We start from the raw sequence: 22740 nt of genomic DNA on the forward strand, positions 1-22740 counted from the left end.
TTTTCTCATTATGAATCGTTGATGATTACTTTATGTAAAAAAGTATATACTATTTTTTAATTCATTGCACAGATATACACTTGGAAATGAATAGATGTGTCGAATCTGTCACATTTGCGTCCAAGCAAATTCGATTTGCGCGCATTTTATGGGTAAAGCAACTGTTTTTCAATTTCGATTGTATTTTTTGGAATTACGTTATATAATGGCTTGGTTTCATAAAAGCCTCAGTGGCATAAGGGTGACTGAAGGCGTGTTTTAAGTGCGTTTCAAGTGTTCTTAGATTACTTATTTTAAAAACTGAGGTGAACTCTTTAATGAAGAAAGCAAAAGGACGTATGGATGAGAGTATATTGGTCTGTGTCTATTACGGACCAAACGGTGAGCGTTTAATCAGACGTGGAGCAAAGATCGCCAGTATGCTTGATTGTCCTCTCTATATATTGACTGTTGATTCACTCCCTTACGACGAATTAGACGCAGAAAAGTCAGCTTATATTGATCGTTGGAAAGAATTAGCTGAAGAATGTGATGTAGAAGAATTTGTCATTCGTGACAATGAAAAAAAACCAGCTGTTAAAGTGATTGCAGAAGTAGCACGGGAACACCACATCACACAAATTATTATTGGCCAAACGGCAAAAAGCCGTTGGGAAGAAATCACAAAAGGTTCATTCATGAACGTATTACTTCGTGAAATTCCGTTCGTTGACTTCCATGTCGTTTCGTGTGACCGAGCGATCAAAGGATTAGAAGGGCATTTTGAAAAGGGAGTACGCGCCTATATTGTTGAAGATGAAAAAGGCTACCACTTGCTTTTCACTCATACAAAACAGGCAAAGTATGAAGGAATATTCTTTAAAGAAACCGGAACTGACTTTAATAATGGTGTTTTTAAATTTATGAAACATAATAAAATGGTTCAAGTTCATATCACAGACGATCGTGTTACAGAACCAACTAAAATTTATCCAGAACTAAAAGAAGAAACGCTTAAATAAAAACGGCTACCTCCACGGTAACCGTTTTTTTATTTGAAGATCTTTAACTCGACATGATTCTCTTTGTTCCCTTTTTCATTTGAAGAAGAGGTCAAGGGCTTTCCAAACGGCATTTGTGCTTTTAACTTCCAAGAAGCTGGCACACTCCAACGACTTGAAACCATCTCATCAACATGAGGCTGATAATGTTGCAACGATGCCCCAATTCCTTCTATTTCGAATGCGGTCCAAACAGCAAGCTGGTGCATACCTGAAGTTTGATCAGCCCATTCGGCGAAGTATTCAAGATATTGAGGGTTCTTTCGTTGTGCCGCAGCTACCGCGTTTTCGTCTTCAAAAAATAATACGGTACCATAACCAGCTTTTAAAAGCGCAACTTCGCTGTTTTCCTGCTTATAATCAGTGCCTGCTTGTTCGATAAGTGTTTCTGTTTCAGACCAAAACCAATCATGCTCTTTTCCCAATAACAATAAAACACGAGTTGTTTGTGAATTAAACGCAGACGGGACATACTTTAGTGCATGACTAATGATTTCTTCAATTCTTTCATCACTAATGTCCAGCTCTTTACTAATTTTATTAGTAGAACGACGTTTCTCAACCGCTTCATAAAACAGTGTCATTTCGTCTCCCCCCTCAGGTAGTCTGAAGTAATCCGACTAATTTTTTTAAGTTTATCTAGATTTTGTACGAATAACAACTATTATGCTTTTGATTCAACCAGCTTGATTTTCATCCGATTAAACGATGGATCAACTAATGAAAACGAGTGATTTGAATGCTTAATAATCTCCTGCTGATGCCTCTCTAATCGCTCTTTTAACTCTTGGAAAGAACGTTCATCCGGGATGTTTAACGTAAAAAGTTCTAACCCTACAGCTGGTTTTGGTTGCTGAATGTCTTTACTAGCCCATGTATTAAAACCAAAGTGGTGATGGTATCCCCCAGCAGCCATAAAAAGAGCCTGTCGTCCGAAATAAGTCATGACGCTAAACCCAAGAATGTCTTTATAGAAGTGTTCGATTTGATCCAAATTATCCACATGAAAATGAATATGTCCCATCTTCACACCATCAGGAAGGCCCTTCCATTCGGTAGCTTCCAGCAAGAGACCTTCTATATCAAGCGCTTTTGTATCCATATACACATGGTTATCTTGATCATACTGCCATTCTGTTCGAGGTCGATCACGATACAATTCAATTCCATTACCATCAGGGTCATTTAAGTAAATGGCTTCACTCACAGAATGATCGGCACCACCTATACGTACATTCAATTCAAGCAACTTTTTTAATTGAGCACCTAAACTTTGACGATCTGGATATAATAAAGCAAAATGGTAAAGACCTAAATACGTATTTGGGGGCACTTCTATCGCTTGTTTGTCTTCTTTTAAGATAAGCAGAGGTGTTTCCGTGTTAGAGAAAAGAACGGCTTCTCCTGGTCGAATCATACTAAATTGAAAACCTAATGTTTCTGTATAAAAGTCTAGGGATCGCTCTATATTTTTAACAATTAGCGTTACTTCACCTAAAAACGAATCTTCATGAATCATCTTTTTTCCTCCTAAATTTGAAAATGAGTTAAAATTAGTTTACTTAAATCTCTTCATTATTGTAAGTACGCACTTATTTGTACTATAGTATTAAAAAGGATACTAAAGCCCAAGGAGTGATGATTAATTGGAAACATCTTGCCAAGTTGACACCGCATTAGAAATTCTTGTTGGTAAATGGAAGCATAAGATTTTATTTCAACTCATTACTAAGGATGTGATGAGATTTAATGAATTAAAGAGGGCAATACCTGGAATAACTCAAAAAATGCTCACGTCCCAACTAAGAGAACTAGAACAAAATGATATTATAGAGCGCAAAGTCTACCCGCAAATTCCACCAAAAGTTGAATATTCCATGACAACTTATGGAGAGAGCCTTAAACCGATTTTGGACGCGATGCACAATTGGGGCAAAAACCATATTGAACATTTGGATAATACCTTTCCACAAACTCAAGAAAGATAGATAAAAAAGAAGCAGACATCACTTAAGGAATGCCTGCTTCTTTTAATTCGGTTTTGTTCCTTTTAATACCCACCAAATTAAAACAAATTGGAGAGGTAACCTTAACCAGAGCGCAAAAGCTGGAAGATCATATTGACTCGGTGTAAATGCCATATAAAGATTAACAGGAAAAACCAGTATGAGAAATAGGGCTGTCCAAACGCCTGCTTTTGCCCTTGTCGGTTTATAAACTAACAAGACCGCCAAAAGCATTTCCACGACACCAGATAAATAGACGATTGCAGCTCTAAAGGGAACCCAGCCTGGCATTGCATCGATAAAAAACGAATCGATGACGAAATGTCCCACACCTGCTAGAAAAAATAAACTCGCAAAAACGTACAATCCAATTGATCTTAACATAAAGCCTTCTACTCCTTAATGACCTCTAGTTCAGGTGCCCATTGACTCATATGACTATCAACATCTTGCATATGGTCAAGCACATCAGGTAATTCTTCATCTGTTAAATCTTTCATTGGCGTTACGCGATAATTGCTACTATCCTCTTCGAACTGTACATACGTAGGCATAAATGATGGTGTAATTGCCCGAGCCTTTCCATTATCTTGCATCTCCAACTCAAAGGAAAAAATTCCTCCTACTCGTCTCGGATGATCGAATTGGCCTGATAAAAAATTTCCTAACGAATACACGACAAGCATATCATGATTATGCACACCCTCTACCCATTCAACAGGCTGCAGAACATGGGGATGATGGCCAATGACAGCAGTTGCTCCACTATCTGCTGCTAACTGCACCCATTCTCTTTGTTGATCATTCGGATAATCTACATATTCATCGCCTGCATGAAGGGCAACAAGCACAGCGTCTGCTTTTTCATCTGCTTCTTTAATTTGTTTTTCCATTAATTGAGGTATTGCCAAATTGACTAAATAATCTCGTCCATCTGGAATAGGGATTCCGTTTGTTCCATACGTGTAGCTTAAGATTGCTATAGCAATCCCATTACTCTCTACTATCCGAAGTTCGTCTGCATCTTCCTGATCTCGAAACGATCCTGTATAAACCATATCAAGCTTGTCCCAGTGATCTAGAGCATTCATAATCACTTGTGGACCACGATCAAGTGTATGGTTGTTTGCTAAAGTGACAACATCTACTCCTGATGCTTTTAGGGCATCACCAACTTCGAAAGGGGAATTAAAAGCAGGATAGCCTGACAATCCTAATTCCTCTCCACCAATCATCGTTTCTTGATTGGCAATGGTCACGTCAGCTGCTTCAAGATAAGGCGCTACATCTTCCAACATCGGTACAAAATCAAAGCCATCATTTGTGCGCGCATCGTCGTATACACGATCATGAATAAGAATATCGCCTATCGTACTAATGGTCGCCGTCTTTGAGAATAACTTGTTATCTGTCCCTAATAATTGAGCTGTTCTTTGATCAATTGTTCCTAATACGGCAGTTTCACGAACTTCCTCCTGTGTCTGGCAACCTCCTGCCATTAACAACAATCCAGCGCCTATAACAACAGGATACTTATAATTCATTGCTTTCCTCCTTAAAACAGTTATGTGCTCTTTGTTGCAGCCGATTCTTGCACTCCTTGCAAAGTATGATTTCTTTCATACAAGTGACACGCAGCAAAATGTCCCGTTTCATATTCGCGAATTTGTGGCTCGCTATACGAACACTGCTCCATTACTTGTGGACACCTTGTACGAAACACACATCCACTAGGAGGGGATATCGGGCTAGGAATTTCACCTCTCAAAATAATCGATTCACGTTTATCTTCTAAATCAGGATCAGGTATCGGTATAGCTGAAAGGAGTGCTTTTGTGTATGGATGAAGTGGGTTTTGATACAGCTGCTCACTTGTTGTTATTTCAACAAGTTTTCCTAGATACATAACACCAATACGGTCACTAATGTGCCGAACCATTGAGAGGTCATGGGCAATAAATAAAAACGTTAAACCCTTTTCCTTTTGTAATTTTTGCAGTAAATTAACAACCTGAGCTTGTATGGAAACATCCAAAGCAGATATGGGCTCATCAGCCACAATAAATTCCGGCTCAAGCGCTAAGGCTCTTGCAATACCAATTCGTTGTCTTTGTCCCCCACTAAATTCATGGGGGTACCGATTCGCATGTTCCTTATTCAACCCAACAATTTCAAGTAATTCATGCACACGACGTAGTCGTTCTTTCCCCTGATAAAGATGATGGATATCCATTCCCTCTGCAATTATATCAACCACCATTGAGCGGGGATTTAATGATGCATAAGGATCTTGAAAAATCATTTGCATACGACGGTCTAACTGCTTTTTTGTTTTTGCATCTGCTTGATGGACATTTTCACCATTATAGCGCACTGTACCAGCTGTTTGGTCATAAAGTCGAAGCACTGTTCTACCTAAAGTAGATTTTCCGCATCCTGATTCTCCAACAAGACCGAACATTTCTCCTTTTTGAATGGAGAAAGAAACACCATCAACCGCTTTTAACGTTTGGTTTTTTCGAATGTTAAAATGTTTTTTTAAATGTTCTACTTCTAAAATAGGCTTATTCACGCTAAATCCCTCCAGTTAGATGCACCAACAAACCTTCTAGTTGCACAATGTTCTTTCTCATAAACAGTTCCATTAAGTTCAATTTCTTCAATCGTCTTCCCTGTTTTAGGCGCATGAATCATTCGTCCGTTACCAGTGTACATCGCCACATGGTGAACCGCACCTTGCCCCTCTTCATAAGCAAAATAAAGAAGGTCTCCTGGCTCTGCATGTTTAAACTGAACGTTCTTTCCTGTTTTCACTTGATTCGACGCATCTCTAGGGATCGTTATATTAATCGAACGGTGCATAGCGTAAACATAACCTGAACAATCGTACCCAAAGCTGCTCATGCCACCCCATAAATACGGCAGACCAATAAATCGCCTTGCTGAGTCAACAAGCATCTCACTTCCGTATGTTTCATTAGCCGCCTCAATATCTTCTTTATTTAAATAGCCTTTTCCCAGTGGGGTCTGAACAGAGACATTGTTCTCATTCTCTCGAAATACTGGTAAGACGGTTCCATAACTTAATTTCAATTCATGCTGCTGCCCTTCTATTTTTAATTTAGCAGCTGTGCTTTTAATGCGTACTTCTTTATGAGATTGATAGTTAAAGGGAGTTAACTGATCGAATGGAATCCAGCCAGGGTAGCCTCGTATATTTTTAAGCGTTGGTTGGTTGGGTAGTAAAACTTCTGCCCATCCGTTTTCTTCTCGTAATACCAGAACTGTTTCATTAAAAAGCACTTGACTTTGCACTAGATTATTCGTACACAACTGCAAACGCTGTTCAAACGTAAGTTTTTCCAACCATTGTTCATAAAAAGTTGGGGTTTGAATGGCTGCCAGATCAACATCTCTTGGACTTTCAGGAGAAGTCCATAAAGTTGCTACGGGCACATTCACTTTCATTTCTTCCATTTTCTCACTCCTTCACACCAGATTCAATCATTAATCGTTTACAATCCGCATCGAGTGTTGCCCTCGCTCCAAGCGGAATAGACTTAACGGGAAGACAATGTCCAATTTGAAAACCACTAACAGACGGCTTCCCCTCAATGACCAGATAGCGTTGAATAACCTGTTCAAGCGTGAGCGATTTTGCTGGAGTCTTTGGTTCACATTGATTAAAATGACCAATTACAAAGCCAGCCGCTTGATCTAATTTTCCAGCGAGCCTTAATTGATTCAGCATGCGGTCAATTCTATATGGCTCTTCTTCAATTTCTTCTATAAAAAGTAGAGACCCGTTCGTATCTATTTCATATGGCGTACCTAGTAAACTCGTAAGTAGTGTTAAATTCCCTCCAACAATCGGACCATTAGCTGTCCCTTGCATGAGAGTGTGTAGCGGTTGTGTCGACTGATTGATCATAATTTCAGTTTTTGCAAAGACCTGGTTCAACCCATTTATTGTAACAGCATCTAATTCGTCTACCGCCAAATCGGAACTTAGCATTGGACCATGGAACGTAATTAAACCTGTACGTTGAAAAATAGCTGTGTGCAAGCAAGTAATATCGCTATAGCCCCAAAAGATTTTAGGGTTTTCTTTAATGAGCTGATAATCAATTTGATCAACAATCCTCGGTGTCCCATACCCCCCACATGCGCAAAAAATACCTTTAATGGTTTGATCCTTGAACATGAATTCTAGATCCGCTATTCGTTCTTGATCAGACCCGCCAAGATAGCCGTTGCGTTTTCCGACAGAGGGTGCAAGTTTTACCTTTAGGCCCTTTTTTTCATAGAACGTTTTTGCATAATGAATTTTTTTTAACTCAGGCGGGCTCGCAGGTGCAATGATCCCAATGGTATCGCCTTTTTTTAATAGAGACGGCTTAACGATTTTCATAAATTCCTCCTAAACAAAAAGAGAGGAGAACAACTCCTCTCTTCTTATGCTATTCGTTCAAATCAGCCCATTTTAATTCAATATAACCAACTGGATGACGAACAATTCCAGAGACCGCATCACTTTGCAACACTGGTTGGTTATAAAAATAGAGTGGGAAAAATGGCATTTCTTCGAGTACAATTTCCTCAGCCTCATGTAAAAGTTCAAATCGTCTTTCTTCATCACCTTCAACTTTTGATTCAGCAATTAATTGATCGTATGCTTCGTTTGACCACCCCGTACGGTTCATGGAGCTGTCCGTAATAAAGCTTTCCAAGAAATTGATTGGGTCAGCATAATCCGCTAGAAAAGATGACCGAGACATTTGCATTTCTAATCCACGTTGACGGTCAAGAAATACGCTTGATTCAACAACTTGAAGTTCTACGTCTATTTCTAAATTGGTACTGTACATGTTTTGCAACGTTTCTGCAATGCGCTCATGTTCACTTGGTCCAGAGCTATAAGAAATTGTTACTGGCGGCAGCTCATCATAGCCCTCTTCTGCCATCCCTTCTTCTAGTAGTTGTTTTGCTTCTTCTACATTAAATTCAAAAAGGTCACCGCCCACTTCTCTAAAATCTTCGCCTGAAGGCTCCGTAAAGCCATAAGAGACAAATCCGCCTGCCGGTTCTTGACCTTGACGAATAACTTGTTCAACAATGGACTCGCGATCAACAGCTTTCGCAAATGCCTGGCGAATTTTCTTATTTTGGAACGGTTCCTCTGTTGTTAAGAAGCGATAGAAGTAGGTTCCTGCCTGTTCGTATAAATCAACTTCACCATCAGCAATGAGTGATTCAGCTAAATCAGCAGGAGGAGCGACGGAGTGAAGTCCTCCTTGTTGGAACAATTGATAGGCGGTATTCGCATCTTCAATCATATTCCAGGTTACGCCATCAAGCGCCACGTTGTCCGCATCCCAGTACTCATCGTTTCTTGTCATACGGAGTTCTGAATTATGGTCCCAGCCACTTAACTCAAACGGTCCGTTACCAATGTACGTATCTGCACTCGTATGCCAATCCGCATTTTCCTCAGATGTTTCTTGGTGGACAGGAAAGAAGGACGGATTTGTAATTAAATTTAAGAAATATTGTTGCGGACTTGTTAAGACAACTTCGAGCGTTTTCTCATCAAGCGCGGTCACCATCACATCATCTACCGAACCAGATCCATCATTATATTCAGAAGCACCTTCAATTAAATCGGCTAAAAAAGCTGCAGAAGAGGCAGTTTCTGGGTTCACAAGTAACTTCCAAGCATACTCAAAGTCTCCTGCTGTTACAGGATCTCCATTGGACCAATTTGCATCTTCCCTAATTGTAAAAGTATACGTTAAACCATCATCTGAAATGTCATACGATTCAGCTGTTGCTTCTTCAGGCGTGTGATCCTTTCCTAACCTAAGAAGACCTTCCATTAGATTATTTAGCGGCGCACTCGAGACAGATTCAAATGCCGTTTGTGGGTTTAATGTCGCTGGTTCTGCCCCATTATTTAATAACAGGATCTTATCGCCTGTAGATTCCCCTTCTTCCCCGCTCCCATTTTCAGAGTCGCTTGGCGTATTTGTATCATCTCCTGAGCTTCCCGTCGTACATCCTGCTACTGTTAAAGCTAATACTGCAACGAACGAGCCAACCAACCAATTCTTTTTCATTTTACTTCCCCCTTTTTTATGCTAAATCTTTAAACACCTGTTTTGCACGTGGATCCAATAGCCAACACGCGGCTGTATGAGATGGAGACACGTCTGTACTTGCAGGCATATGATCACGGCACACATCCATTGCATATTGACACCTCGGTGAAAACGGACAGCCTGGTGGTGGAGAGAATAAGTCAGGCGGTGTTCCAGCAATCGGTAACAGTTCTCCTCTTACATCATCTAAACGTGGGATAGAGTTGAGTAGCCCCCTCGTATAGGGATGCTCAGATTGATAGAATAATTCTCTCCGATTGCTTGTTTCTACGATTTTCCCAGCATACATCACGTGAACCCTGTCAGCTAATTGAGCGACAACACCAAGGTCGTGCGTAATTAAGATAATCGCTACCCCCGTTCGCTCCTGAATTTCTTTAAATAAAGCGAGAATCTGAGCTTGAATTGTCACATCCAGTGCTGTTGTAGGTTCATCGGCAATTAAAACATCTGGTTCACAGATGAGGGCCATTGCAATCATCAATCGTTGCCTCATTCCACCGCTAAATTCATGTGGATACTGCTTCAACCTTTCTTCCCCGTTAGAGATCCCAACGACCTGCAACATCTCCAATGCCTTCTTTCTAGCGCCTTGTGCTGAAATGGATGTGTGCTTTCGTATTCCTTCTGTTAATTGAGTACCAACACTTAGCGTTGGATTGAGTGAGGTCATCGGATCTTGAAAGATCATGGAAATATCGTTACCTTGAACCGACCTCATTTTCTTATCTGAAATTTTGAGTAAATCTTGTCCTTTAAACTGAATTTCTCCACTGGTAATCTTCGTAGTCGTTTTTGGTAGAAGACGCATAATACTTTGCGCAGTAACGCTTTTCCCGCAGCCACTTTCACCAACGATCGCCAGCGTCTCGCCCTTATTCAGTGTTAGATTAATTCCTCTAACGGCCTGAACTTCACCACCGTATGTTTTGAACGATACATGTAAATCTTTAATTTCTAAAATAGTCAAAGCCTAGCGCCCCCTTGTTTTTGGATCAATGGCATCTTGCAAGCCGTCACCAAACACATTAAATGCGTACATTGTTAAGGAGATAAAGAAGGCTGGGAAAAACAATCGCCACCAATGACCTGTTAAAATGGCCGATAATCCATCTTCAGCAAGTGAACCCCATGACGCAAATGGTGCAGAAATGCCAAGTCCTAAAAAGCTCAGAAAAGCTTCAGCAAAAATAGCCGATGGTACTGTAAGAGTCATTTGAATAATAATGGGTCCCATCGTATTCGGGAGCAAGCTTTTTCTAATAATATGAGGCGTGCTTCCTCCAAATACTTTGGAAGCTAAAACATATTCATTTTGCTTTAACGACAACACTTGTCCCCTTACAATTCGCGCCATTCCAACCCATCCCGTCACAGTCAGTGCAACAATGATCGTAAATAGACCTGGCCCCATTATGACCATTAATAAAATAACAACTAAGAGATATGGTAAACCATAGAGCACCTCGACAATTCTCATCATGATTGAGTCGGTGCGTCCACCTTTATAGCCCGATACACCGCCGTAGACAATACCGATTACACAATCAATTAACGCTGCGGCAAAACCGACGAATAACGAGATTCGAGCGCCGTACCATGTTCTTGCAAACATATCGCGTCCAAGTGCATCCGTTCCAAACCAATACGTTGATGAAGGAGGCTGATTTACTTGAGTAAGATCTCCTCCGGTTACGGAGTTGGGTGAAATCCATGGACCGATGATTGCCATGATAATAAGCCCAATCATTGTAAACAACCCGAGCATAGCTAACTTATTTTGCCTAAGCCGAATCCAAACCGATTTCCAGTAAGAGAGAGATGGCCTTGACACGACTTCTGCGTTTAATTTTGCTGTATTACGCTTAAACAAGTCATCGCTTACTTGTTGACCTTTGGAATTTAGCAGTGCCATTTCTACTCCCCCTCCCTTTTATGCAATCGGATGCGTGGGTCGAGGAATCCATAAATGATGTCAACAATAAATAACATCACAAGCAAAATCGCGCTGTAGAAAATGGTTGTTCCCATAATAACTGGGTAATCTCGATTGTTAATTCCTTCAACAAAATATCGCCCAATACCAGGGATAGCAAATATTTTTTCTATAACAAAGCTTCCTGTCAGCACTCCTGCAACGAGTGTCCCCATAATCGTCACGACTGGCATTAGTCCATTGCGCAGTGCATGTTTGGTCACAATGGTAAACGGCGAAAGACCCTTTGCTTGGGCAGTTCGTATGTAGTCCTGCGTTAAAACATCGACCATCGTTGAACGCGTCAATCTCGCAATAATAGCCATTGGTGATGTTGCTAGTGCAAATACGGGTAAAATCATATGCTGCCAACTCTGCCAAAGTGCTACAGGCAGATAATCTTTAAATGCATTAATTAATAGCGCTGCTAGAATAAAGTTTGGAATGGATAACCCTAATACTGCTAACGTCATCAGGGTATAGTCAATTAATCCGTTACGTCTTAACGCTGCAAGTACTCCAAGTGTGACACCAGAAATAAGCGCAAAGCCAATTGCATACAGTCCTAGTTCAAGCGATACAGGAAATCCTCTAGAGATCAAATCATTTACCGATACAGCCGGTTGTGAAATTGATGGACCAAAATCAAACTGTAACAACGAGCGCAGATAATCAAAATATTGCACAATAACTGGTTGATCTAATCCAAAATAAGCTTCTAAATTCGCTTGAATAGCTGCATTTGTTGTTTGCTCACTATTTAACGGTGACCCTGGAACGGTATGCATTAGTAAAAATGTAGCAGTTATAATAATCCACAACGTAACGATCATCGCCAAGAAGCGGCGACTAACATACTTCAGCATCTTCTTCGCCCCTCTTTAACAAAACGTTGTTTGCATCGCAAGCTCAGTCATAACCAACATCGCTTGATACGCCTCTTTTACATCACGGGCATGAAAAGAAACCGTTGTGCCATTGTCAATTTGCGCACCAGGCATTAAAGCAGCCCATTCTGCTTGACCATAGTTGGCAAATTCAATATGTAAGACGGGCTTCTCAGTTAATGTTAACGGTTCCATTTTTGTTGCATTCACTAAAGCGGCTTGTGTTTGCTCCTGCAATAGTACTTTACTCTTAGTTGGTGACAAACAAAGTGCTGCAGACCTTGATTGTGCCGTTTTCACAGGAGCGGTTATGACGCCAGGTAACAGTTGCTCCGCTTCTTCGCATGCTGCGGCATCTCCAGCGACCATTAAAACCGGAATCTCATAATACCCGGCTAAATACGCATTTAAGCCCATCTCACCAATCTCATGCCCATTCAGCCACATGGAGCGTACACCAAAAATCATCGTATGACTCATGACGCCTGGCTTTGAAGCTCGTGCATGATAACCCAGAAATAGTGCCCCCGCAAATGTCTGGTCCAAACCTTGCATCATTGAGTAAGGCTTAACCTCACCTGAAATGAGTTTTACCTCTTCATGGAGCTTTTCTACTAGAATGTTATTCATTTTTCCATGAGAATCATTTGCCACAAACTCCGTACACCCATTTTGAAATGCAGCACTTGCAACATGATTTACCTCGTCCGTCATTAATTGTTGCCCTCGTTCATAAAAACGCTCACCAGGAGTGACAAATTGTCGATCAACTAACCCAGATATTCCCTCCATATCAACTGATGCATATAGTTTCATCGCTTCCCTTCTTTCTTTTGATCAATTATTATGGTCGGCTCTAATTCTATTCGCATCTCTTCTTTATTTCTCCTGCATTCATTTCGATTTATTTAAGGAATTTTGTCAATTAACCTCACATTCAGACTCTTTACACATTAAATAGGTCGTCTTTTATTATTACTGGGCTTTCTTTATAAGAAGGTTCTCCAGATCAATTTGTATAAACAAGTAGCAAACATTTTATAAAGCAACTAAAAACATATTTCTTCTTTATTCGAAATCATTTACAATTAGGGAATTCTACTAAGTTAAAATGGAGCAAAATGATGACACCTACTGACTCTCAACATTCTGGAGTATTGGCCGCTTTCAGCTCTTATCTTATTTGGGGGTTACTTCCTCTTTACTGGGCGATGCTTTCATTCCTTCCAGCTTTAGACGTATTAATGTATCGCATTCTTTTTGCTTTTATCTTCATGCTTTTCCTCTATCTTTTTTCAAGAGACAAACGAATCTACAAGCAAGAACTACAGTGGGTTTTCACGAATAAAAAAGCATTTTATCAAATGAGCTTGGCTGCTTGTTTAATTAGTGTGAATTGGTTTCTATTTATTTTTGCCGTTACGAGCGATAAAGTAATTGATGCGAGCTTGGGGTATTATATTAACCCTTTGCTAAATGTTGTGCTCGCCATGGTCTTTCTAAAAGAGAAGCTTAGTAAAGCAGAGATCGTAGCTGTTTGTTCAGCTTGCGTCGGGGTGAGCATCTTAATTTTACTAAGTGGCCACATCCCATGGGCTTCTTTTGGTATGGCTCTTTCTTTTTGTCTGTATGGTTTGATTAAACGGACGATCCCTTTATCTGCCAAGAGCGGTCTGCTCATTGAAACGATTTTGGTCACACCTATTGCCATTCTGTATCTTTCCTTGTTATCCACAACAGAATGGAATCAATTTAATCTAGAAACCCTTGCCCTGCTTTTTGGCGCGGGTATCGCTACAGCGGTTCCACTAATGCTCTTTTCCTACGGGGCTAGAAGAATTTCTTTTTCACTAATAGGCTTTTTGCAATACATAGCACCTACTTCAATGCTCATACTCGGTATATTTGTCTTTGGTGAACCGTTCACTTCCGTTGAGTTTCTAGCCTTTTTGTTTATCTGGATTGGATTAATTGTTTTTACATCTTCAAAATTACTAGAACGTAAAAAACGAACGCTCACTTCTTCTAAAATGAACTAGTACACTAATTCGTGTATACTAAAAAAAACGAATAAAAGGAAGTGTTTCTATGACAACCTACCGCGGGTACATTGGTACATATACAAAAGGAGAAAGCAAGGGCGTTTACTCCTTTACTCTTGACAGCAACAACTATAAGGTAAGTGATATTTCTCCTGTTGCTGAATTAAAGGACCCCACGTATGTGGCTATTAGCGACAATGACGAAATGATTTATGCGGTTATGAAAGAAGACGGTGCTGGTGGAATTAGTGCTTACCACATTAACAAGCAGACTGGAGAGCTTTCGTTTGTCAATAAAGCCATTACAGCAGATGGTGGACCATGCCATGTAACCATTAACACAGACCAAACAAAAGCATTAAGCGCCAATTACCACAGTGGAATGATTACGGCCTTTACGCTTAACTCAAATGGGTCAATTAAAGAGATCTCTTCGACTGCTCAACACGTTGGAAGCGGTCCAAATGACGAACGACAAGAAAAAGCCCATGCCCATTTCTCTGGCTTTACTCCTGAGGAAAACTACGCGGTTGCAGTTGATTTAGGAACAGATGAAGTGATTTTGTACACGTTGGAACAAGGTCAATTACATAGTCACTACACCTATCATGCACCGCCAGGCTCAGGTCCAAGGCATATTGCCTTTCATCCGCATGAGCCTTATGCCTATATCATGACGGAATTATCAAATCAAGTTATCGTCTGTCATTACAATGCTGATTTAGGTGAGTTGAGAGAACTGCAGCTTATTTCTACACTTCCAGAGGGCTTCGTTGAACATAGTCAAGGCAGTGCAATTCATCTATCGAAGGATGGGAAATTTGTTTATGCTGGAAACAGAGGAAATGACTCGATTGCCTGTTTCTCAGTAAACGAGCATTCTGGTGAACTTGAACTGTTGGAAATTGTCTCAACAGAAGGAAGCTGGCCCCGTGATTTTCAGATTGATCCATCAGGCTCTATCCTACTCGCTTCCAATCAAGAGTCTAGCACGCTTACCGTGTTTTCCCGCAATAAAGAAACTGGGAGATTAACACTGCAGGAAGCTCACATTGATGTGCCTTATCCTGTATGCGTAACGTTCTTAACCGAGCCTATCTAAACTACACACAAAAAAGCACATTGCCGAAGCAATGTGCTTTTTGTTATAGAGTTGATAAGGCTTCCTCTGTTTCTTTAAATGCAAGGTCTAAATCTCGCGCAACAGCATGGTAGGTAACAAAGCCACCAGCTGTATTTAACCCTTTTAATAACGAGTGATTTGCAAATAAAGCGTCTTTTACACCTTTATCTGCTATTTGTTTTGCATATGGAATCGTCACATTCGTCAAAGCAATTGTTGACGTACGTGGCACAGCTCCTGGCATATTCGCAACTGCATAATGAATAACACCATGCTTTGTATACGTTGGTGCGTCATGTGTAGTGACGCGATCTGCGGTTTCAATAATACCACCTTGGTCAACCGCAACATCAACTACGACGCTTCCCGCATTCATACTGGCAACCATTTCTTCGGTTACAAGCTTTGGTGCTCTTGCCCCAGGAATAAGGACAGCACCAATCACTAAATCAGCTTCTTGCACAGCAACGGCAATATTGAGTGGATTAGACATCATTGTCTGGATGTCATTGCCAAACTGGTCGTCTAACTGACGTAATCGCTCTGCACTAACATCAAGTAAGGTCACGCTTGCGCCAAGACCGATTGCCATCTTGGCAGCGTTTGTACCGACTACTCCACCACCAATAATCGCAACTTTTGCTCGCTTAACCCCAGGAACGCCCGACAACAGTATTCCTTTTCCGCCATTCGTCTTCTCAAGGAACTGTGCACCAATTTGCGTTGCCATTCTGCCAGCAACTTCACTCATCGGCGTGAGCAGTGGCAATGTCCGGTTTAATTCAACCGTTTCATACGCGATTGCTGTCACGCCGTGTTTGATGAGTGCCTCTGTGAGAGCACGCTCCGCTGCTAGATGTAAGTATGTGAACAAAATGAGACCAGGACGGAAATGAATGAATTCAGATGCCAACGGCTCCTTTACTTTCATAATCATGTCTGCTTTAAGCCATACATCACTTGCTTTATCAAGGATTGTTGCTCCTGCCTCTTGATACTCTGCATCTTTAAAGCCACTTCCAATACCCGCTTCTGACTCAACTAAAATATGATGTCCGCTTGTAATCAGCGTAATGACGCCAGCTGGCGTTATTGCCACTCGGTTTTCGTAGCTTTTTATTTCTTTAGGTATTCCAATAATCATTTTGAAAGCCCCCTTGAATTCTTCTAGTCCTACTAGTATATCCAGAAAAGCGTTTTCTTTCTTTAGGTAGATAAACTAAAAATAAGACAATCGATTTGTGTATTTTACACAAGTCTATTGTCTCCGATGTAAGTCAAGATAAATGCCAATCCGTTCAGTTGGGTCTTTTAATTGTAAACCAGTCAAATCAGTTATTCGTTTTAAACGGTATTGAAGCGAATTTAAGTGGATGTGCAATGCTTTTGCCGTAGAAGAGACGTGCCCATTATTCTTGACATATACCATCACGGTTTCCAGTAAGCTTGTTTGATTCAGTAAATCGTATTCTTCAAGAATGACAATAGCCGGATGATCACCGATTAGATAGGCTTTTTCTTCATATGGCTGAATATAGCGTAATGCTCCTGCTTCATAATAAAATAGTGCATTCTTTAATTCATGAGGGTAACGTTGTTTTAAAATGAGCATTGCCTTCGCTTGTTCGTATGATCGAGCAACATGATCAATTGAAGAAGACGGGTTTCCACAACCCATTATAAGATTTTCTGGTAATTGTTTAACAAGATGACTCACACTATGTACAATTGAACGATTTGATAAGAACGCGATCATGTATCTACCATCAAACATATAAAGAGCGGTGGTTTGTTCAATGATTACTTGGCATTGCGTTAAATGTTCCATTTTATTTTCAAAATCAATCATAAAAATAGTGTGTACCGCACCAGCTAATTTCGTTTCTTCTGGAACTTCTTCCTGAATATACGTATTCGTTAACAGTTTCCAAAGTTTTTCTTCCGTTGACGCTTTTCCTTGAACGTTTCCTTTTTTAATAAGAAGACTAGCCGCTTTAATGGCAACCCGCTTCATCCACTGCTGTTCATAAACAGTTAAAACGCGAGTTGCCTCTGATACCCATATATAGCCAATCACTTGATTCAATTTATCTCGAATTGATAAAGCCACTCTTCTTCCTAAACCAACATCTGGAATACCTGCAATTAAAACAGGCTCAGGTGATTGATTTAAAGAAGTCATGATACCCTCTTTCCAAAAGCGATGGATAAGTGTACTTGGTACTTTGCGACCAATAATCGTAGCAACTCGTGCTGAATCAGTGCCCTCACCGTGCTCAGAATAAGCAAGAAGGTGATGATGATTATTTTCAATTGTAATGGGGCAAGCCAATAACTGGCCTAAATTCTCAGCGAATGCGTCTAACGTGGTAAAGCCTTGGTGTAAAAATTGTGTATACGTATCCGACACACAATCACCCGCTTTCTTCATATCCTTCTGTTAATCCGTATCACAAGTATACCAATAGATCGGTGACCATGCATAACGAGAAAAGCTGACTATTGGTTTTTAAACGTTTCTAATGCCCGCTCTCTCGCTTTTTTATGATCAACAATTGGATCTGGATAGCGGCTACAGTTATACATTTGTTTTTGTTCCGTTGTCATTTTTTCCGGTGAATGAATAAATTTAGAAGGGACATCCTGCAACTCTTCTACAAATTGGCGAATAAACCGCCCATGCTTATCAAACCGTTCCGACTGCCTTGTTGGATTGAAAATTCGAAAATACGGTACAGCATCCGTACCTGTCGAAGATGCCCACTGCCAGCCTCCTATATTTGAAGCTGCATCATAGTCAATCAACTGCTCAGAGAAATACTTTTCACCTTCTCGCCAATCAATTAACAAATGCTTCGTCAAAAACGAAGCCACTACCATGCGCAATCTGTTATGCATCCAACCTGTTTCATTTAATTGACGCATCGCCGCATCAACAAGGGGAAAGCCTGTCACCCCTTTTTTCCAAGCCTTTAATTGGTCATGATCCTTTCGCCAATTAATGTCACGGTAATTTGATTGTATTTCTTCATTCTTGCTATTAGGATAGTTTGCATAAATCATGTTGTAGAAATCCCGCCAAGCAAGCTCCTGAATGAATGTCTCCACCCCTTCTGTCTGTTCCAATTCATCCGCTTTAGCCAACGCTGCATGGTAAACTGAACGAATGGATAACGAACCGGTCCGTAAGTATTTTGATAGCTGACTAGTTGCATCTTTTTCAGGCAGATCTCGATTTACATGGTATGTCGCAAGATCATTCTCTATGAACGATTCCAATTGCTCATACGCTGATGCTTCTCCCGCAAACTTCTTCCACCTTCCCGTTTTTTGCTGCATTAATTGACTGTAAGCTCGCTTACCTTCCTTTAATTCAGTTACGTTAACAAGCATTTGTTTCTTTAACTGTTGGCAGTCGTAGTCGTGAATCATTGGTTTTTCTTCCGCTCGCCATTTCTTATAGTAAGGGCTGAAGACTTTATACGGTGTCCCATCATCTTTGACAATCGATTTTGATCCATGTAAATGATGATCAATCACTTTAACCGTTTTTAGACCCTTTTGTTTTGCCCATTTCTCAAATGTCTGATCTCTTTTTTGACCAAAAGCAGTCTCATCTTCATGAAAATAAATGGCTTCTATCTTTTCGACGGATGTTAAGAGCTGATCGAAGCCTTTCTCCATTTCACCAGTTAAAAAGTGTATTGGCAGCTTTTTCTCTTCAGCATTCTCTACAAATGAATGAAGCGTTTCATAGAAATAATCATGCCTAACTGTAAATTCATCTGTTAATGCTGGATGGATATGAAACACAAATAATAGTTGATCATCCTTGTCCATTTCTTTTAGTGCTTCTGCAAGGGCTGAATGATCGTTAAGACGCAAATCTCTCCGAAACCAAATAACGTGGACGCTCAAATGAATACCTCCATAATAATGAAACTTTTATCATGATGAAATAATAGCCTTTTTACCCCTTGTTAAAACGTATAAAAACGCTTTACATGATGTAAAACGTTTTTCACGTTCTTTCTTATTCAATTGGATATTGATCATGGGTAATCCAGTCACTCCATGAACCAGGATACAATTTAACATTCGAGTATCCTGCTTTTTTTAAAGCCATGACGTTCGGACAAGCTGAGATACCTGAACCACAGTAAACGATGACTTCGCTCTCTTTATTGATGGCATTGAAATGTACACCAAGCTCTTCATTGTTCTTCCACTTCTTATTATCAGCCAGTATTTCTTTCCAGAAATAGCTTAGCGCTCCTGGAATATGTCCAGCTTTTGCGTCAAGTGTTTCACTCTGACCACTATAGCGATCGAATGTGCGCGCATCAATAAGTACAACATTGTCGTCAGCAAGTTTTTTGTATACCTCTTCAGCCTCAATGCGTTCATTATTTCGAATAGTAGGCGTAAACTGAATCGGCGTCCTTGGCTTAACTTCATTTGTAGTAGGGAACCCTTTTTCTTTCCAAGCAGAGATTCCACCTTCAAGTAATGCAACCTGATTCTTCCCAAGATAATGTAGCATCCACCATACACGACCAGCAGCCATTCCGCCATTATTGTCATCATAAACAACGACTCTTGAATCTTCATTAATTCCTTTTTTCGCAAACATATCGGCCATCTTTTGCGGCGACGGCATCGGATAGCGTCCGCCACCCTCTAAAGAAAGGTCTGCCAACTCAGTTGCCATATCAATAAAAAGCGCTCCTGGAATATGGTCTTTGTTGTATTCCCTTCTTCCAAATTCTAAGTCGACCAAGTCATGCCTTGCATCTAAAATCACTATATTTTCTTCTTGCTGAGCATTTAACCACTCTGAAGTTACGATCATTTTCCTCACTCCATTTCTTGAACGCTTTTTAAAAGGATCTCATATAAACAAAAAAAAGACTAGTGAGATACTAGTCTTTCACGGATACTACTCATTCTCAATTAAGAACGTTGAGATTTCATCTAAGTGTTGTTCAATCGATAATGGATCATTGAAATAGTAGCCAATTGAATCCATTTCAAAAATCTTGTCATCTTCAACGGCAGGAAGTCCGTTCCAAATTGAGCTGTCGTATAAAAAGCTTCCATCTAAACTAGGCAACCACGGACCAGTTAAGATATAATCTCCAGCATATTCAGGTACTGCTTCTAGAGAAAGGTTGTTAAAGCCGTTTGAGCCAACCGATTCTTCGACTGATTCTGGCATGTTTAATTCAAATTCTTGATAAAGAATTTCTCCGCCTCGTCCCCAACCGTTTCCATAGAGAACAACATCACTCTCATTTGGTTGTAAGATCGAGATTGTCTGTTCGCCAACAGCTTCTTGAACAGCTGGTTTAAGTTCATCAATTTGCGCATTCCAATCATCAATCCACGCTTGAGCCTGTTCTTCACGCCCGAACATCGTTCCAAATTCTTCTAGTTGCTCTTTGTAGCCAAGTGATGCATAATCAACAGCTACTGTCGTTGTAATGCTCTCTAGTTGTTCAAGAATTTCTGAAGAATGGTAGGCAATAATTAAATCTGGATCTAAAGCCAAAATTTCTTCAACGGCAACAGCATTAGCATCACCCAAATTCTCAATATCAGTCGTATACTCTTCTAAAAACGGACTTTGGAACACAAAATCAGTTGTAGCAATGACATCAATGTCAAGTTCTTGCAAGTAACCAAAATACACGTCTGCGAGTAAGACAACACGCTGAGGATCAGCGGGGATCTCTTGCATTCCATTTAACGCTTCATATTGTATTGTTTCCGCTTGTGTTTCGCCTGCTTGATTGTTATTGTCTGTATTATTTTCTTCAGCAGAATCATCTCCACATGCCGTAAGTAAGACTGCACTTAGTGCTAATGTAGATGTAATTGACCATTTATTTAATCGTTTCATTCGTTCTTGCCTCCACCTTATTGATAAAGATTTTCATTTTCATTAATGAGTATAATATGCGTGCAGCGTTTGTGCAAACAAATTTATCATTTATTTGACGCGTGTTTGACTCATTTCTACAAAATAAAACATTCTAATGCATAGACAAACAAAAAAGAGTTTGCAGTAAAACAAGCAAAACCGTAAACTAAATCTATATTATAGGGGGTGGTTCCTTTGGAGAAAGAACAGCAATTAAAGCGTACGCTTACGCTGGTGCCGTTACTTGTTATCGGCTTAGCTTACATGGACCCGTTAGTTGTCTTTGATACGTACGGAATCGTAGCGCAATTAACACAAGGGCATGTCGCAACATCCTACTTATTCACAATCGCAGCCTTACTTTTAACGGCCTATAGTTACGGTCGTATGGTTCAGGCATATCCAAAAGCGGGATCAGCGTATACGTATGCACAAAAAAGCATTCATCCTAATGTTGGCTTCGCAGCAGGTTGGACGTTGTTACTTGATTATTTATTTTTACCGATGGTTAACTTCGCCATTGGGATGGTCTATTTAGAAGCCGCATTTCCCAATATCCCTGCATTTATCTGGGTCATTATCTTAGCTGTTCTCATTACGACAGTGAACGCACTTGGAATTAAACTGACTGCAAACATAACGGGCCTATTTGTGTTATTTCAAATCATTGTTGTAGCTGTCTTTGTGTTTTTTATCATTCGTGGATTAACAAGTGGGCTAGGTTCAGGCGAACTCGTATCAATTCTACCTTTTATTAGTCCTTCACTCGAAATGGCGACCGTATTTACCGGTGCATCCATTCTTTGTTTTTCGTTTCTCGGTTTTGATGCAATCTCTACTTTATCAGAAGAAACAAAAAACCCTAAGAAAACGGTCCCTATGGCCATTGTTTTAGTTGTACTAATAGGTGGAGCACTGTTTGTTGGCGTTTCTTACCTGCTTCAACTTGTCTATCCAAACTTTGAAGCATTTATGTCAGCTGAGGCGGCATCGTTAGAAATTGCTCAATTTGTTGGTGGCTCCTTTCTACATTCCCTATTTTTAGCAGGGACAATGGTAGCTGTCATTTCTTCATCGATGTCTTCACACGCTAGTGCCTCGCGCTTGTTATTTGCGATGGGTCGGGATCATACCTTGCCTAAACGGTTTTTTGGGTATATTCATCCTACATTTAAAACGCCTTTGTTTAATATTGTGTTAATTGGCGTGCTTTCTTTAACTGCTATATTCGGAGAGCTGGAGATTATTTATTCATTCATTAGTTTTGGTGCCTTAATTGGCTTTACGAGCGTAAATGCCTCTGTAATTGCTCACTATTTTATTCGTAAAAGAGAAAGATCCGTTCAAGGTGTTTTATTAAATTTACTCATACCGCTATCAGGAGCCATTTTTTGCATCTCACTTCTTTTTTCAATAGAGCGAAATGCATTAACAATTGGCTTAATCTGGATGATTATTGGGCTTGTCTACTTTTTAATCAGAAGACGAATGCACCTCAAATTCATTGTTGAAATGAATCATGACAAAGAGTAAGATATAGGAAGTGCTTCCATACATCGAGCGATTTCTACATCGACCATCAAAAA

22 protein-coding genes are annotated in these 22740 nt (G+C 40.2%); 5 read left to right on the forward strand and 17 right to left on the reverse strand.

Going from position 1 to position 22740, the window contains the following annotated elements:
* Nucleotides 1-317 precede the first annotated feature (317 nt).
* A complete protein-coding gene (locus JOC54_RS09360) occupies nt 318-1001 on the forward strand; it encodes a universal stress protein (protein WP_054794787.1) in 684 nt (227 codons plus the stop codon).
* 29 nt (nt 1002-1030) lie between these two features.
* On the opposite strand, the gene JOC54_RS09365 is transcribed toward JOC54_RS09360, so the two are convergent.
* The gene (locus tag JOC54_RS09365) at nt 1031-1624 is read right to left on the reverse strand and encodes a nitroreductase family protein (protein WP_204465889.1); all 594 of its coding nucleotides are present in this window, start codon (nt 1622-1624) and stop codon (nt 1031-1033) included.
* A gap of 80 nt (nt 1625-1704) precedes the next feature.
* On the reverse strand, nt 1705-2559 hold the full coding sequence (locus JOC54_RS09370) for a VOC family protein (RefSeq protein ID WP_204465890.1): 855 nt from the start codon (nt 2557-2559) through the stop codon (nt 1705-1707).
* 127 nt (nt 2560-2686) lie between these two features.
* Here JOC54_RS09370 and JOC54_RS09375 point away from each other — a divergent pair, with 127 nt between their 5' ends.
* Nucleotides 2687-3028 (forward strand): winged helix-turn-helix transcriptional regulator, encoded by a 342-nt coding sequence (locus tag JOC54_RS09375; RefSeq protein ID WP_035418118.1) that lies wholly within the window; start codon nt 2687-2689, stop codon nt 3026-3028.
* A gap of 42 nt (nt 3029-3070) precedes the next feature.
* On the opposite strand, the gene JOC54_RS09380 is transcribed toward JOC54_RS09375, so the two are convergent.
* The 10 genes from JOC54_RS09380 to dppA are packed head-to-tail and all read right to left on the reverse strand — an operon-like array spanning nt 3071 to nt 12882.
* Complete coding sequence (locus JOC54_RS09380; protein WP_204465892.1) at nt 3071-3430, reverse strand: DoxX family protein; 360 nt, start codon at nt 3428-3430, stop codon at nt 3071-3073.
* An 8-nt stretch (nt 3431-3438) separates the two neighbouring features.
* The gene (locus tag JOC54_RS09385; protein ID WP_035440362.1) at nt 3439-4590 is read right to left on the reverse strand and encodes a CapA family protein; all 1152 of its coding nucleotides are present in this window, start codon (nt 4588-4590) and stop codon (nt 3439-3441) included.
* 20 nt (nt 4591-4610) lie between these two features.
* Complete coding sequence (locus JOC54_RS09390; RefSeq protein ID WP_204465893.1) at nt 4611-5618, reverse strand: ABC transporter ATP-binding protein; 1008 nt, start codon at nt 5616-5618, stop codon at nt 4611-4613.
* Entirely contained in the window at nt 5615-6523 is a 909-nt protein-coding gene (locus tag JOC54_RS09395; protein WP_204465894.1) for a C40 family peptidase, read from the reverse strand. The genes JOC54_RS09390 and JOC54_RS09395 overlap by 4 nt, the downstream gene beginning before the upstream one ends.
* A gap of 4 nt (nt 6524-6527) precedes the next feature.
* Entirely contained in the window at nt 6528-7457 is a 930-nt protein-coding gene (locus JOC54_RS09400; protein ID WP_204465895.1) for a S66 peptidase family protein, read from the reverse strand.
* 49 nt (nt 7458-7506) lie between these two features.
* Nucleotides 7507-9162, reverse strand: a complete 1656-nt coding sequence (locus JOC54_RS09405; protein ID WP_204465897.1) for a peptide ABC transporter substrate-binding protein — start codon at nt 9160-9162, stop codon at nt 7507-7509.
* Nucleotides 9163-9178: 16 nt separating this feature from the next.
* Complete coding sequence (locus tag JOC54_RS09410) at nt 9179-10174, reverse strand: ABC transporter ATP-binding protein (protein ID WP_035418124.1); 996 nt, start codon at nt 10172-10174, stop codon at nt 9179-9181.
* A gap of 3 nt (nt 10175-10177) precedes the next feature.
* Nucleotides 10178-11119, reverse strand: coding sequence for an ABC transporter permease (locus JOC54_RS09415; RefSeq protein WP_035418126.1), 942 nt, complete (start codon nt 11117-11119; stop codon nt 10178-10180).
* 2 nt (nt 11120-11121) lie between these two features.
* A complete protein-coding gene (locus JOC54_RS09420; RefSeq protein ID WP_035418127.1) occupies nt 11122-12045 on the reverse strand; it encodes an ABC transporter permease in 924 nt (307 codons plus the stop codon).
* 15 nt (nt 12046-12060) lie between these two features.
* A complete protein-coding gene (gene dppA, locus JOC54_RS09425; RefSeq protein WP_035418128.1) occupies nt 12061-12882 on the reverse strand; it encodes a D-aminopeptidase DppA in 822 nt (273 codons plus the stop codon).
* 308 nt (nt 12883-13190) lie between these two features.
* Between dppA and rarD the strand changes: the two genes are divergently transcribed.
* Both rarD and JOC54_RS09435 read left to right on the forward strand, forming a co-directional pair.
* Nucleotides 13191-14105 carry an EamA family transporter RarD gene (rarD, locus tag JOC54_RS09430; protein WP_204465898.1) on the forward strand — a complete coding sequence of 305 codons (915 nt, stop codon included), beginning with the start codon at nt 13191-13193 and terminating at the stop codon, nt 14103-14105.
* A 49-nt stretch (nt 14106-14154) separates the two neighbouring features.
* Nucleotides 14155-15210, forward strand: coding sequence for a lactonase family protein (locus tag JOC54_RS09435; protein WP_204465899.1), 1056 nt, complete (start codon nt 14155-14157; stop codon nt 15208-15210).
* A gap of 43 nt (nt 15211-15253) precedes the next feature.
* Here the strand turns inward: JOC54_RS09435 and ald are convergent, their stop codons facing one another.
* The 5 genes from ald to JOC54_RS09460 form a co-directional block, all read right to left on the reverse strand.
* Entirely contained in the window at nt 15254-16375 is a 1122-nt protein-coding gene (ald, locus tag JOC54_RS09440; RefSeq protein WP_204465900.1) for an alanine dehydrogenase, read from the reverse strand.
* A gap of 114 nt (nt 16376-16489) precedes the next feature.
* Nucleotides 16490-17641, reverse strand: a complete 1152-nt coding sequence (locus tag JOC54_RS23360) for a PucR family transcriptional regulator (RefSeq protein ID WP_204465901.1) — start codon at nt 17639-17641, stop codon at nt 16490-16492.
* Between the two features lie 89 nt (nt 17642-17730).
* Nucleotides 17731-19149: a cryptochrome/photolyase family protein gene (locus tag JOC54_RS09450; RefSeq protein ID WP_204465902.1), complete on the reverse strand. Its 1419-nt coding sequence runs from the start codon at nt 19147-19149 to the stop codon at nt 17731-17733.
* Nucleotides 19150-19264: 115 nt separating this feature from the next.
* Nucleotides 19265-20083, reverse strand: coding sequence for a sulfurtransferase (locus tag JOC54_RS09455; protein ID WP_204465903.1), 819 nt, complete (start codon nt 20081-20083; stop codon nt 19265-19267).
* Between the two features lie 87 nt (nt 20084-20170).
* A complete protein-coding gene (locus JOC54_RS09460; RefSeq protein WP_204465906.1) occupies nt 20171-21133 on the reverse strand; it encodes an ABC transporter substrate-binding protein in 963 nt (320 codons plus the stop codon).
* A 216-nt stretch (nt 21134-21349) separates the two neighbouring features.
* Between JOC54_RS09460 and JOC54_RS09465 the strand changes: the two genes are divergently transcribed.
* Nucleotides 21350-22687 (forward strand): APC family permease, encoded by a 1338-nt coding sequence (locus JOC54_RS09465; RefSeq protein ID WP_204465908.1) that lies wholly within the window; start codon nt 21350-21352, stop codon nt 22685-22687.
* Nucleotides 22688-22740: the final 53 nt, after the last annotated feature.

It is taken from the genome of Shouchella xiaoxiensis (assembly GCF_016907895.1).
Taxonomy (GTDB): Bacteria; Bacillota; Bacilli; order Bacillales; family Bacillaceae_D; genus Shouchella; species Shouchella xiaoxiensis.

Excerpts from the sequence above, each read along its gene's own strand:
- dppA (WP_035418128.1), bottom strand. The coding sequence starts at position 12,882 with ATGAAACTATATGCATCAGTTGATATGGAGGGAATATCTGGGTTAGTT.
- JOC54_RS09460 (WP_204465906.1), bottom strand. The coding sequence starts at position 21,133 with ATGAAACGATTAAATAAATGGTCAATTACATCTACATTAGCACTAAGT.
- JOC54_RS09455 (WP_204465903.1), bottom strand. The coding sequence starts at position 20,083 with ATGATCGTAACTTCAGAGTGGTTAAATGCTCAGCAAGAAGAAAATATA.
- JOC54_RS09360 (WP_054794787.1), top strand. The coding sequence starts at position 318 with ATGAAGAAAGCAAAAGGACGTATGGATGAGAGTATATTGGTCTGTGTC.
- JOC54_RS09405 (WP_204465897.1), bottom strand. The coding sequence starts at position 9,162 with ATGAAAAAGAATTGGTTGGTTGGCTCGTTCGTTGCAGTATTAGCTTTA.
- rarD (WP_204465898.1), top strand. The coding sequence starts at position 13,191 with ATGACACCTACTGACTCTCAACATTCTGGAGTATTGGCCGCTTTCAGC.
- JOC54_RS09365 (WP_204465889.1), bottom strand. The coding sequence starts at position 1,624 with ATGACACTGTTTTATGAAGCGGTTGAGAAACGTCGTTCTACTAATAAA.
- JOC54_RS09415 (WP_035418126.1), bottom strand. The coding sequence starts at position 11,119 with ATGGCACTGCTAAATTCCAAAGGTCAACAAGTAAGCGATGACTTGTTT.
- JOC54_RS09380 (WP_204465892.1), bottom strand. The coding sequence starts at position 3,430 with ATGTTAAGATCAATTGGATTGTACGTTTTTGCGAGTTTATTTTTTCTA.
- JOC54_RS09370 (WP_204465890.1), bottom strand. The coding sequence starts at position 2,559 with ATGATTCATGAAGATTCGTTTTTAGGTGAAGTAACGCTAATTGTTAAA.
- JOC54_RS09385 (WP_035440362.1), bottom strand. The coding sequence starts at position 4,590 with ATGAATTATAAGTATCCTGTTGTTATAGGCGCTGGATTGTTGTTAATG.
- JOC54_RS09395 (WP_204465894.1), bottom strand. The coding sequence starts at position 6,523 with ATGGAAGAAATGAAAGTGAATGTGCCCGTAGCAACTTTATGGACTTCT.
- ald (WP_204465900.1), bottom strand. The coding sequence starts at position 16,375 with ATGATTATTGGAATACCTAAAGAAATAAAAAGCTACGAAAACCGAGTG.
- JOC54_RS09435 (WP_204465899.1), top strand. The coding sequence starts at position 14,155 with ATGACAACCTACCGCGGGTACATTGGTACATATACAAAAGGAGAAAGC.
- JOC54_RS09400 (WP_204465895.1), bottom strand. The coding sequence starts at position 7,457 with ATGAAAATCGTTAAGCCGTCTCTATTAAAAAAAGGCGATACCATTGGG.
- JOC54_RS09420 (WP_035418127.1), bottom strand. The coding sequence starts at position 12,045 with ATGCTGAAGTATGTTAGTCGCCGCTTCTTGGCGATGATCGTTACGTTG.